We start from the raw sequence: 12256 nt of genomic DNA, 5'->3' as shown, positions 1-12256 counted from the left end.
TCAAATCCCGCATTAGATGACACGCAGAGAGTTTCGAGGCTGTTTGGAGTTCCCGTCTTGAACGGGTCTACGCGGCACCGCGGACTTGGCCGCGATGGGCGAGGTACCAGTCGTAGGAGCGGCGGATGCCGTCCTCCAGGGTTGTGGGCGCCTGCCAGCCGAGGGCTGCGAGGCGTGAGACGTCGAGCAGCTTGCGTGGAGTGCCATCAGGTTTCGTGGTGTCGAAGCGCAACTCGCCTTCAAAGCCGACAATGCGGCAGACCAACTCGGCGAGCTTGCGAATCGTGACATCGGTGCCCGTACCGATGTTGATGTGGCCCTCGCCGCTGTAGTACTTCATCACGAACACGCAGGCATCGGCGAGATCATCCACATAGAGGAATTCGCGGCGCGGCACGCCAGTGCCCCACACCTCGAGGGCCGGTGCGCCGTGCGCGCGCGCGGCATGGGCCTTGACGAGCAACGCCGGCAGGACATGGCTCGAGGTGAGGTCGAAGTTGTCGTTCGGGCCATAGAGGTTCGTCGGCATCACACTGATGAAGTCGCAGCCGTACTGGCGGCGATAGGCCTGACACAGCTTGATGCCGGCGATCTTCGCGATCGCATACCACTGGTTCGTGGGCTCGAGTTCACCCGTGAGCAGCGCATCCTCGGTGATTGGCTGCGGGGCGAATTTCGGGTAGATGCAGGAGGAGGCGAGCAGCATGAGCTTGCCGACGCCGGTGCGCCGCGCGGCCTCAACGACATTTGTCTCGATCATGAGGTTGTCGTAGAGAAACTCCGCGGGGCGGGTGTCGTTCGCGAGGATGCCGCCGACCGTTGCAGCAGCCAGAAACACCGCATCGGGGCGGAACGCGGCCATCCAGGCCTCGACCTCAGCCTGACGGCGCAGATCCAGTTCCGTGCGATCCGCGACGACGGTCTCGCAATCTTCCGAGGCGAGCCGTCGCACGAGGGCCGAGCCCACCATGCCGCGATGGCCGGCCACGAAGACACGTTTGCTGCGCAGATCACAAGCTCCCATGGAGGCCTACTCCGAGACAAGGCACCGCATCTTCGATTCGAGCGCGACGATCTCGAGGTCGTTGCGCACCATGCTGCTCACGAGTTCCGGGAAGGTCGTCGCGTGTCGCCAGCCGAGGCGCTGGTGCGCCTTCGACGGATCACCTAAGAGCAGCTCAACTTCGGTGGGCCGGAAATAGCGCGGATCGATGGAGATGAGAACCCTCCCCGATGAGCGGCAGAGGCCCTCCTCGTCGACGCCCTTGCCGCGCCACGCGATCCTGGTGCCAACCTCACGGAAGGCGAGCTCGATGAACTCGCGCACGGAGTGCGTCTCGCCGGTGGCGAGAACGTAGTCATCCGGCTCATCCTGCTGGAGGATGCGCCACATGCCTTCCACGTAATCCTTCGCGTGGCCCCAATCGCGCTTGGCATCGAGGTTGCCGATATAGAGCTTGTCCTGCAGGCCGAGCTGAATGGCCGCAACGGCGCGGCTGATCTTGCGCGTTACGAAGGTTTCACCCCGGGTTGGCCCCTCATGATTGAAGAGGATGCCGTTCGAGGCATGCATGCCATAAGCCTCGCGGTAGTTCACCGTGATCCAGTAGGCGTAGAGCTTCGCCGCCGCATAGGGCGAACGCGGATAGAAGGGTGTGATCTCCCGCTGTGGTACTTCCTGCACGAGACCATAGAGTTCCGAGGTCGATGCCTGATAAAAGTGGGTGTGTTTCTCGAGGCCGAGAATGCGAATGGCCTCGAGGAGACGTAACGTGCCAATCCCGTCGGCATTAGCAGTGTATTCGGGCGTCTCAAAGCTCACCTTTACGTGGCTCTGGGCCGCGAGGTTGTAGATCTCCGTGGGTTGCGTCTCCTGAACGATCCGGATGAGGTTCGTGGAATCCGTCAGATCTCCGTAATGGAGATGAAAGCGCACGTCAGGCTCATGGGGATCCGTGTAGAGCTTGTCGATGCGCTGGGTGTTGAAGGACGAAGCGCGTCGCTTGAGGCCATGGACGATGTAGCCCTTCGAGAGCAGAAGCTCCGTGAGATAGGCCCCGTCCTGTCCCGTCACGCCCGTGATCAGCGCCACGCGTCGATTCGTTTCGTTTGCCATGGCGTGCCTCTCATCAAACAAAGACTTCGAAGTCTCAGATTTCCACGTCGCCCGTGATAGTGGCGGGGCATCCCCAGGCTTTCGTGCGGGGTGGGATACTGTGGTTGACGAACGACATGGCGCCGATCACGGCAGCATCACCGATCTCGACGCCCATTGCGACGATGCTGTTAGGGCCGATATAGACGCCGTTTCCAATCCGAGTCGGCTTATAGGCAATCGGAGCCCGGCCCATCGTGACGCTGCGCCGGACCGTATCATGGGTGTAGATTTGAACTCCGGAGGAGATCGAGCAGTGATCCCCGATCACGAGGCCGCCGCCTAAGCCATCGAGGATGACGTTCGGTCCGATCCAGGTGTGCCGGCCGACCTGGACATCGCCGAGGATCAATACGTCGTCGTAGCAGGACGAGCCCTCTCCGAAGCCGTACTGCCGGGCGTTCTCCCAGCGGTCTGTGACCAGATCCCCGAACGAGACCCGGCGCCCGAATCGCCGCAGCTTTTCCTCCTGAAGAGCTTTCTGGAGAGCCCTGATCTGTTCGAGCAGAGCGAGATGGGTCGCAGAAGCCTCCTGCTGTTTGAAGGATGAGGGCTGCTCAGTCCTGTCAAGACCGAAGAGCGTCTGTAAGAGCCTCCACGACATCACGCTGGGTGCCCTCATCCATTTGAGGGTAGAGCGGGAGGAGAATGCACTCATCCTGAGCCCTTTCGGAATTCACCAGAGACGTTCCGACCGGCACGTCGGCATAGGCGGCCTCGCGGTGCACGCACATGATGCCCCGTCGGGTCGCCACTCCGCGATCGAGCATGCGCTGCATCACCGTGATCTGCTCGACGCCCTTGGGCAGCCGCACACAGTAGCTCTGCCAGTTCGAGTGCGCCCAGGCAGGCTCCTTTGGCGCGATAACGCCGTCTACCTGAGACAAGAGACTGCTGTAGTAGGCGGCCAGTTGACGACGTCGGGAGATTAGTTCCGGCAGTCGCTTGAGCTGCTGCCGGCCGACGGCCGCTTGCAGGTCCGTCATCCGGTAGTTGAAGCCACACACCGGGTATTCTTCGACGATGACACGGCGGCTCTGATGACGCGCGAGATCCGGCACGCTCATTCCATGCTGGCGCCAGAGGCGGAATTGACGGTCCCAATCAGAGTTGTTCGTCGTCAGCATGCCGCCGTCTCCGACGGTTAGAACCTTGCGAGGGTGGAAGGAGAAGCAGGCCACGTCCCCGTGCGGACGCCCGATCGCCTCCCAAGCACCATTCATGAGAATCTCGGATCCAATCGCGCAAGCGGCATCTTCGATCAGGGGCAGGCCATACTGGCGCGCGATCGGCAGGATGCGGGCGAGATCACAGGGCATCCCGATCTGATGAACACAGAGAATGGCTTTGGTCCGCGATGTCACAGCCTCGGCAATAGCCGAGGGCGCCATTGTGAACGTCTGCGGATCGATGTCGACGAAGACCGGGAGCGCGCCGCATTGCCGGATCGCGTTCGCCGAGGCAATGAAGGTGTGGCTGACGGTGACGACTTCATCGCCGGGGCCGACGCCCGCGGCCAGAAGCGCCAGATGCAGGGCAACCGTGCAGTTGGCCACCGCGCAGGCGTGGCTCGCCCCGACAGCCGCAGCAAACTCCTCCTCGAAGGTCGCAACCTGAGGTCCCTGCGTCAGCCAGCCCGACCGGATGACCGCGGCGGCGGCTTCGGCCTCGGGCTCGCCGAGCACGGGCTGCGTGATCGGAATCATTCTGCCGCTCCCACCAGGGCGGGGCTGGCGACTTGCGCCCGCCACCAGGCCACGAGGCCCTCGATCCCGGTCTCGAAGGGAACCAAGGCCTCAAAGCCGATTGCCTGCCGAGCAGCCGTCACATCGGCGAGCCGGCGCGGCACAGGATTGACCGCGCGCTCCTCGGCATGGACCGGGACGAGGTCCGGGCGGCCCATCGCCTGCGCGAGGAGGTGCGCGACCTGCAAGAGCGAGGTCTCGGTACCGCTCCCGACGTTGAGCGCGATGTCTGAAGCCTCGCTCTGCGCCGCCAGGAGATTGGAGCGTGCGACGTCGGTCACGTGCACGAAGTCCATGGTCTGCAGGCCGTCGCCATAGATGACCGGCGGCTGCCCGGCCGCGATCCGCTCCATCCAGCGGATCATCACCTCCGTGTAGCGGCCATGGATGTCCATGCGCGGGCCGTAGACGTTGAAGTAGCGCAGCGCCACGTATTCCAGGCCCTGCATGTCGTTGAACGCCCGCAGCAGCCCCTCTGCGAAACTCTTGGCGGCGCCGTAGAGGGTCCGGTTCGCGTAAGGGTTCTGGCGCTCGGGGGTCGGGAACTCCTCGGCCATCCCGTAAACGGATGCCGAGGAGGCCATCACGACCTTGCGGACGCCGGCGGACACGCACTGCTCGAGCAGGTCGAAGGTGGCGTCGACCATCACCTCCAGGGCCGTGCGGGGCTCGGCAGCGCAGTGGGTAATCCGCAGCGCCGCCTGATGGAACACCGTGTCGGTGCCGGCGACTAGGTCCGCCAGGAGCGCTCGGTCGCGGATGTCGCCCTCGACGAGGCGCACCGTTGGGTTGCCCAACACGCCCGCCAGATTGGCGACCGATCCCCGCACCATGTTGTCGAGGACGATGATCTCGCGGCACCTCTCCTGCGCCAGGAGATCAACGATGTGCGAGCCTACGAAGCCGGCGCCGCCGGTCACGAGCACGCGCTGGCCGGTCAAGATGTTGGACTTCGCCATGTTGCTCTCATCATCCTTTGACGATCATGTGGGCGGCCATCGCTGCCTCAGGCGGCCGAGGCCGCCGGGGCCGCGCCGGCATGCGCAAGGGCCTCGACCACCTGCGCGACCTGCTGTCCCGTCATCTCGGGGAACAGGGGCAGGGAGAGCGTCTCCGCAGCAAACTTCTCTGAGACCGCAAAGTCGCCGCTCCGGTAACCCAGCCCCGCATAGGCTGGCTGCAAGTGCACGGGCCGGGGGTAATGAATCCCCGTGGCGACCCCAAGCTCGCTCAGCCGGCCCCGGACCTGGTCTCGTTCGCGCACCCGCACGGCATAGACGTGGTAGACGTGATCGCGGCCGCCCGGCGCCGGATGCGCGATCCCGTGCTCGGCGAGACGCCGATCGTAATCGCCTGCAAGATCGCGTCGTGCCCGGGTCCAGGCCTCGAGATGCCGCAACTTCACCCGCAGCGCCGCCGCCTGGACGGTGTCGAGGCGGAAGTTGAAGCCTTGCCGCACGTGATTGTATTTGCCGGCCTGACCCCAATCCCGCAGCGAGCGGATGGCGTCCGCGAGATCGGGGCGGTTGGTGGTGATCGCGCCGCCCTCGCCGCAGGCCCCGAGGTTCTTGCCCGGATAGAAGCTGAAGCACCCGATGGCGCCGAATGTCCCCGCACGCTGCCCGTGCGCCTCGGCGCCATGCGCCTGGGCGGCATCCTCGATCACGAAAAGGCCGTGGCGCTCCGCGACCTCCAGGATGGCCGGCATGGCGGCAAGACGGCCATGCAGATGGACCGGCATGATCGCCTTGGTGCGCGCCGTGATAGCCTTCTCGAGGTGACCAGGATCGAGGGTCCAGTTGACGGGATCGATGTCGACGAAGACGGGCTTGGCGCCCACATAGAGGATAGCGGCAACGGTCGCCACGAAGGTCATCGGGACTGTAATGACCTCGTCGCCTGGGCCGATTCCGGCCGCCAGGAGGGCGAGATGCAGCGCTGACGTTCCCGTGTTGAGGGCAACGGCCTCCCGAGCGCCGCAGAACCGGGCGAACTCCTCTTCGAATTCCCTGACGTCTCGGCCAAGCACGTATTCTCCGCTCCTGAGCACGGCGAGCACCGCAGATTCGATCTCGTGTCCGACCGAGTTGTATTGCGCTTGCAAGTCCAGGAACGGAATCACGAGGCTCTCCGGAGCGGGGTGAACTCGATCGGGTGACCGCGCTGCTGCAGCGACAGGCTCGCGTTCTCGAGCATCTCGACCACCCGCAGCCCGCTGCCCCCGGAGGTCAGGGGAGCGGTTTGGGTGGTGATGCAGTCGAGGAAGTGCTCGACCTCCGTCATCAGGGCCTCCTTGACGGAGATCTGTGGGGCCCACATGTCGCCCGTGCGATAGGAGACCAGAAGCCTGTACAGCTCCTCCTGGCTTCCCACGACATCGACGCCGCGGTCGTAGACCTTGATCTTCTCGCTCGGCTGCAGGTCATCATAGACGATCATGCGCCGGCTGCCGCCGATCAGCGTCTGGCGGATCTTGACCGGGGCGAGCCAGTTGACATTGAGATGCGCCGTCGTGCCGCCCGCGAAGTAGATCGTGATCTGAGCCATGTTCTCGAGGCGACCGAGGTGGCCCGCGCCATTGGCAGAGACCGCAACGGGCTGGCAGTCGAGCAGGTAATCGAGGATCGCAAGATCGTGGACCGCGAGATCCCAGATGACGTTCACGTCGTGCTGGAAGAGGCCGAGATTGACGCGGGTCGAGTCGTAATAGAAGACGTCCCCGACGAGGCCCTCGTCGATCATCTCCCGGATCTTGCGCACCGCGCCCGTGTAGACGAAGGTGTGATCGACCATGAGCGTCAGGTTGCGCTTGGCGGCCTCCTCGATCAGGACGAGCGCCTCCGTGGAGGTCTCGGTCATGGGCTTTTCGACCAGGACGTGCTTGCCCGCGTGCAGGGCCGCGAGTGCGATCTCGAAATGCGTGCGGGCCGGCGTTGCGATCATGATAGCGGCGATGTTCGGATCGGCGATCATGTCGCGCCAATCGTCGAGCACAGCCGCGTTGTGCCGCTTGACAGCTCTCGCGCGCGCCGCCGCCGAGGCATCGGCAATAGCCGCGAGCGTGCAGCCGTCCGCTTCGGCGGTGCAGCGCGCCAGGTTGGGTCCCCAGTAGCCGTAGCCGACGATGCCGACGGGAATCATGCCCTAGCCTCTTGCGTGACCTCATCGCATCCGGTGCTGCGGGCGCGCGTGTCTCCGATCACCCGTGCAGGAACTCCAGTGACGATCGCGAAATCGGGCACGTCCCGGCTCACCACCGCGCCCGCCCCGACCAGGGCCCCCTCGCCGATCGTGACGCCCGCCAGGATGGTCGCGTTGGAGCCGATCGCGGCGCATCTCTTCACCAGCGTCGGCACGACCTGCCAGTCCTGTTCGGTCTGCAGGCTGCCGTCGTCATTGGTCGCGCGAGGAAAGAGGTCGTTGGTGAACATCACGCCATGGGCGATCATGACCTCGTCCTCGATCGTCACGCCTGAGCAAATGAAAGAATGCGAGGAGACCTTGCAGCGCGCGCCGATGCGGCAGCCCTTCTGGATCTCCACGAAAGGACCGATCTGCGTGCCGCCGCCGATGCTGCAGCCATACAGGTTGACGAGTTCCGGATGAACAATTCGCACGTCCTGGCCTAGGCGCACATTGTTGATCGGCATTCCGCTCTCCGCGCGACATTAGGGCACCCATGAGGGCGTCGACGGCTTGGATCCGACCCTAGTGCGACAACTCCACCGCGTGATCGCCCCAAAGCGACCGACAGCCAATGGATGGATGGCCTCCTCTAGAGAAGGGGTACAATGCGTCTTCCTCCCCAAGGGGTGGAGCAACGAGAACGGCCCTACCACCGTCGGCGTACGTCACTCGCGCATTATTGTAGTGTCTGACGCTCGCCTCTCTGCATCTTATCAAGCAGAGTTTGCCGCGCTATGTGCCAGAACATAGCATCTGACAGAGAAGTGCTAAGCTGTTACATCAACGGGCCAAATGAGTTTGATGACTAACGCCTTCTCTCGAAGCCGCATTTTTTGGCGTTGTTATTGGGCTTGGAGTCCTGCGCACCAGCATCCACATCAGGACAGTCACTCGGTCTGCTAGGGCTGACTGAGCTGGTGGAAAATTGCGTAGTGGCCTGCGAGTCTGCCTGGCCTGCGGTTTCGCTGCCGCGACTGCCAGGCACCGCACCGGCAGAATCGGCGGATCCTAGCCAGAAGGCCCCGGCGACTAGAACGAGGGCGGCTCGCGCACTCTTGACCATGATTGACATGGCTCGACCTTCCATTCCGACAGTAGGAAACATATCAGCCTTTGCGTTGCTGCGACAAGCCGTTGAGAGTACCGTTCCGGCCAGCAGCGATGGCGGGCGCTCTGCGGCCGCGCGGGCATCGTGAGAGGAAGACTTGCGATTTCTCAGGCGCCTGTTCCCGGGCCAGGAACAAAAGGTCATGAAGCCCGGCGTGCCGGCGGGGCAGCGGGTCTACGCGGTGGGCGACATCCATGGGCGGGCCGATCTGCTTGATGGAATGAGGCAGAGTATTGCTGAGGATCTCGAGGAGTTTCCTATCAACGCTCCCGCTATTGTCTTCCTCGGCGATTACGTCGACCGAGGTCCCGATTCCCGCGTAGTTCTCGACCGTCTAACTGCCTCGCCGTTTCCGGCCCGTATTGTACCTTTGCGCGGCAACCATGAAGCAATGCTGCTACAATTTTTGAACAATCCCGAAACGCTGACGACTTGGCGCCACAATGGTGGGCTGGAGACGCTCTATTCTTACGGGCTCGACGTGCGGGAGGTCCGGTTAGGTCGGGGCTATGAGGAAGCGGCTTATGAACTCCGGAAGCTAATACCCGCGGCGCATCTCGAATTCCTGCGTGCCACTCCTCTGTCATTCACTTCAGGAGATTATTTCTTCTGCCATGCAGGTGTAAGGCCAGAGATCGACCTGACGGAGCAAACGGAGGAGGATCTCCTCTGGATCCGTGAGGAGTTTACTGCTTCCGAGAGAGATTTCGGCAAGGTAGTGATTCACGGGCATACGCCCGTAAGCGAGCCAGAGATCCATCACAACCGGATCAACATCGACACCGGCGCCTACATCTCCAACCGGCTGACCTGCCTTGTTCTCGAAGATGACCGGCAGCGTTTTCTCACCCCGAGCTGGCCGCCCGGCAAAGCCCGGCCGAAAGCTCTACCTTCCGTCTGCAAAAGGATCTGATTGCTCATAGTTTGGGCAAGTTCGGGCGTGAATAGAGCGCCTCGTAATCAACGCCCGGCACATCGACCTCGATATTTAGGGAGTCGAGACGTCGCGCGAAGCTCTCGCGGATTTCCAGGGGGAGTACCGTTATGAACTCGAGGACGCGTGAGCGGATTTCGGCGTCGCCGAGGCGCAGAATCGCCGCTGCTTCACCGGCATTCTCCCGGACGAGGCTGAGATACTCTTCCCGGATGTGCTTCTGAGTAGGCGGGTTCACCATCTCGTAATAGGGCAGAGCGTCCCGGCAGCGATAGGCACTGATCCAGCCCTCATGTGGGCCAAGCCTGTATGAGAATTCCAAGAGAGGCAAATGGTCATGGCTGTCGCCGCCAAGCGCCATCTCTACCCAAAACAAAGCATACCAATAGAAAGATTGGTGGGGAGCGCAACGCAGAAAGGCATGGATATCACGTCGCGCCTTCTGAAGAAGCAGCTTTGCACTCTCGTCGGCTGCCGTGGAATGCGCCAGTGCCGCCGCGTAGAGACGGATCGTGGCGATCGGCCGGAGCGCCGGGCTGGAGCAACCTCGGGGGCTATCTGAGCGATCGAGATAAGCGAGCGTGGGCGCGAGAGCCTCGAGCGTCGGTGTCCTCCCGGCGAGAATGCGATTCGCGAGGCGGTTGAGGGGAGCGGCCTCTCTCTCGCCGGGGATGACGGAGAGGCTCCAGAAGGCCCCCGCACTTGCCAGTGCCAGGAACATGCCCCGGAGCAGCGCCAGGGTTACCCATGAGAGTGTCCGCTGCCCGCCCGGCTTGATGCTATGCGCTGGAACCGCGGGCACTGTAGTACTTGTGATAATCGTAACCCTTATAGCCCTCCAATTGCTTCAGCTTTGTGGGGTTCGCTCGATTGAGAACTGCCCCAATGAGCTTGCTCTGCACAGCCTCGGCAGAACCTAGAGCCTCGGACACGATCTCGGGTGAGGTGCGGCCCCACTCTATGACGAGCACGAAGGCATCGATGACAGGACTGGCCGCCTTTGCGTCTACTACTGGCGCAAGGGGAGGAAAATCGACGACGACGTAGTCGTACTCCGCCTGTGCTGCCTGGACGAGGTTGGCCATAGCTGCCGACGAAAGAATCTCACTGGTATGGGAAGGACCATCTCCAACCACGCCAGGCAGAAAATCAAGTCCGGTGAGCGGGTCATGCCAGACCACATCTGCGATTTTTCTGGATTCATCCTTTTCATCACGGAGTAGATCCAGGAGCCCGCACTGCGCCCCGGGTGCCATGAGGTGAGTAAGCGTGGGATGACGAAGGTCTGCATCGATGAGCAAGGCGCGCCGCCCGGAATGGGCGATCAGCTGTGCCAAGTTGGAAGCGATCGTCGATTTGCCCTCATTCGGAACAGCCGAAACGATCCCAATCACCTGTACATCCCGAGCGACGGCACTCATATCGGCTGCAACCTTGACGTTCCTTACAGTCTCCGTGAAGCGCGAGAAAGGCGTCAGAACCACCTGACGCTTTACCCCAAGGTCCTGGGTAATCTCTCTTTCCGGCGGGGCCGACCCGCCGTTCAACTGATGACGCTTCTTTTCCGGCATGGCTGGTAGAACACCAAGGCACTCGACACCGACGAGTTGTTGAACTTGCCGCGCCGTTCGAAAGACGCGATCGAGGCTCTCCCGCAGGTATCCGATCCCGGCGCCGACGGCGAGCCCCAGGAACCCGGCCATCAAGAGGATGCGGCTCCCGATCGGATGGGTCTTGACTGCGCCCTCGGCAGGTGCCAGCACGCGCGCTTCCGTAGGCGTGAAGGACTGCTGCTGAGTGGCCTCCATGTAGCGCTGAACATAGCTCTGATGCAGTTGCTTATAGGCTTGCGCGGTGCTCTCCAGTACTTGCAGAGAGGCTTGCGCCTGACGTGTCCCGGCATTCTGTCGAGTCAGCAGGACCAGACGGGACTGAATGGTCCTCTCGCGGCTCAGTGCGAGGTCGTAGTCACTCCGATAGCCCTCCGCGATACGGCGAAGTTCGACCATAATCGCAGCTTCCAACTGCTGTATCTCAGCTTGTAGCGTCACGACAGCCTGATGCTTGCTGCCATAGCGTGTCGAGAGATTGGCGGCCCTCCAGGACTTGTCGACATACTGGCGCCGCAACGTCGTCAGGATGTCACTCTGGAGAGAGTCCGCCAACATGGAATCCGTGCCGCCGGAGGCGATCACCTGCTGCAGACGCTCGAGTTTTGCTTTCGCTTCGGCCGTATGTGTGCGGGCCAAGACAAGCTGGCTGCTGATTTCGGCCAGTTGCTGCTCGTCGATCGGCCGCCCACCCAGATTGATGATCTGGTTCTGAGTCTTGTAATCCTGTACGGCCCGTTCGGCTTTAATGCTTTCCCGGCTGAGCTGCTCCATTCGCTCCTGCAGCCAATCTATAGCGCGCTTCGTGGTAAACTGCTTCGACTGCGTCTGATCAAGGATGTAGGCCTGTGCTACGGCGTTGGCAACGCGTGCGGCCTTGCCGGGATCAAGCAACTCGATGCCAACCTCAATGACGTAGGTGGACCGAACACGACGGGTCTGCAAATTCCCGCGCAGATACCCGACGGCAAGCTTCGTCAGTTGCTCCCGGGAGAGAACCTGTGCCTCCTCCGGAGAGCCCATGTCGGTCGTCCAGTCTAGAAGTTGGAGCAGGGCGGAGGACAGAGAGCCGAAGAAGCTCGTGACCTGACCGGTGAACTCCGGGTCGTCGGCGAGCCCGAGTTCATCCACAACGGAGCGGGCCACGTCGACAGAGCGCACAACCTCGATCTGGCTTTCCAAGGCCGCGGAGTTACCAGAAAAATCCAGGTCCCCTACAACAGATTGCTGCTGAAACACCTGCAATTTCTTGGTATCGAGCAGCAGATAGGCCCGGGCCAGATAGGTCGGCGGCGTGGCCAGGACATAACCTACGCCAAGGCCGATGACGCTCAGCAGCGATGCTGCGATGACCAACCACTGCCGCCGCAGGAAATGGAACACAGCACTGAAGTTGAGAGCTTCCTCGGCCCGTGCTTCCGAAAGCACAGGCGAGTTTGTAGTTACGGGTGGACTCGGTTTCAGCATGCCTGCCTCTTCGGACCTCGCGCAGCCAAGCGCCTCCCCGAGCCAGTAGTT

11 protein-coding genes are annotated in these 12256 nt (G+C 62.4%); 1 reads left to right on the top strand and 10 read right to left on the bottom strand.

Translation table 11 applies throughout. The annotated features are described in order from the left end of the window. Positions 1-67: 67 nt before the first annotated feature. Genes fcl through BN1233_RS22225 form a run of 8 tightly spaced genes read right to left on the bottom strand, consistent with a single transcriptional unit; the run spans position 68 to position 7550 of the window. Positions 68-1024 (bottom strand): GDP-L-fucose synthase, encoded by a 957-nt coding sequence (fcl, locus tag BN1233_RS22260; RefSeq protein WP_046865778.1) that lies wholly within the window; start codon positions 1022-1024, stop codon positions 68-70. A 6-nt stretch (positions 1025-1030) separates the two neighbouring features. Continuing rightward, entirely contained in the window at positions 1031-2116 is a 1086-nt protein-coding gene (gene gmd, locus BN1233_RS22255) for a GDP-mannose 4,6-dehydratase (RefSeq protein ID WP_046865777.1), read from the bottom strand. A 34-nt stretch (positions 2117-2150) separates the two neighbouring features. Continuing rightward, positions 2151-2759, bottom strand: coding sequence for an acyltransferase (locus BN1233_RS22250; RefSeq protein ID WP_082145585.1), 609 nt, complete (start codon positions 2757-2759; stop codon positions 2151-2153). Continuing rightward, the gene (locus BN1233_RS22245) at positions 2722-3861 is read right to left on the bottom strand and encodes a DegT/DnrJ/EryC1/StrS family aminotransferase (RefSeq protein WP_046865776.1); all 1140 of its coding nucleotides are present in this window, start codon (positions 3859-3861) and stop codon (positions 2722-2724) included. Before BN1233_RS22245 ends, BN1233_RS22250 begins: the two co-directional genes overlap by 38 nt. Beyond that, the gene (locus tag BN1233_RS22240) at positions 3858-4859 is read right to left on the bottom strand and encodes an NAD-dependent epimerase/dehydratase family protein (RefSeq protein WP_046865775.1); all 1002 of its coding nucleotides are present in this window, start codon (positions 4857-4859) and stop codon (positions 3858-3860) included. The genes BN1233_RS22245 and BN1233_RS22240 overlap by 4 nt, the downstream gene beginning before the upstream one ends. Before the next feature lie 47 nt (positions 4860-4906). Then, positions 4907-6022 (bottom strand): DegT/DnrJ/EryC1/StrS family aminotransferase, encoded by a 1116-nt coding sequence (locus tag BN1233_RS22235; protein WP_046865774.1) that lies wholly within the window; start codon positions 6020-6022, stop codon positions 4907-4909. Continuing rightward, complete coding sequence (locus tag BN1233_RS22230) at positions 6019-7041, bottom strand: Gfo/Idh/MocA family protein (protein ID WP_046865773.1); 1023 nt, start codon at positions 7039-7041, stop codon at positions 6019-6021. The genes BN1233_RS22235 and BN1233_RS22230 overlap by 4 nt, the downstream gene beginning before the upstream one ends. After that, entirely contained in the window at positions 7038-7550 is a 513-nt protein-coding gene (locus BN1233_RS22225; RefSeq protein ID WP_046865772.1) for an acyltransferase, read from the bottom strand. Before BN1233_RS22225 ends, BN1233_RS22230 begins: the two co-directional genes overlap by 4 nt. Positions 7551-8336: 786 nt before the next feature. Between BN1233_RS22225 and BN1233_RS22220 the strand changes: the two genes are divergently transcribed. Further along, complete coding sequence (locus BN1233_RS22220) at positions 8337-9107, top strand: metallophosphoesterase family protein (RefSeq protein ID WP_046865771.1); 771 nt, start codon at positions 8337-8339, stop codon at positions 9105-9107. Between the two features lie 4 nt (positions 9108-9111). On the opposite strand, the gene BN1233_RS22215 is transcribed toward BN1233_RS22220, so the two are convergent. Further along, entirely contained in the window at positions 9112-9930 is an 819-nt protein-coding gene (locus BN1233_RS22215; protein WP_046865770.1) for a hypothetical protein, read from the bottom strand. Further along, positions 9908-12205 carry a Wzz/FepE/Etk N-terminal domain-containing protein gene (locus BN1233_RS22210; protein WP_046865769.1) on the bottom strand — a complete coding sequence of 766 codons (2298 nt, stop codon included), beginning with the start codon at positions 12203-12205 and terminating at the stop codon, positions 9908-9910. Before BN1233_RS22210 ends, BN1233_RS22215 begins: the two co-directional genes overlap by 23 nt. Positions 12206-12256 lie beyond the last annotated feature (51 nt).

Origin of the sequence: Microvirga massiliensis, assembly GCF_001006805.1 — a bacterium.
Classification (GTDB): domain Bacteria; phylum Pseudomonadota; class Alphaproteobacteria; order Rhizobiales; family Beijerinckiaceae; genus Microvirga; species Microvirga massiliensis.
This window is presented reverse-complemented; position numbering and strand designations above follow the sequence as displayed.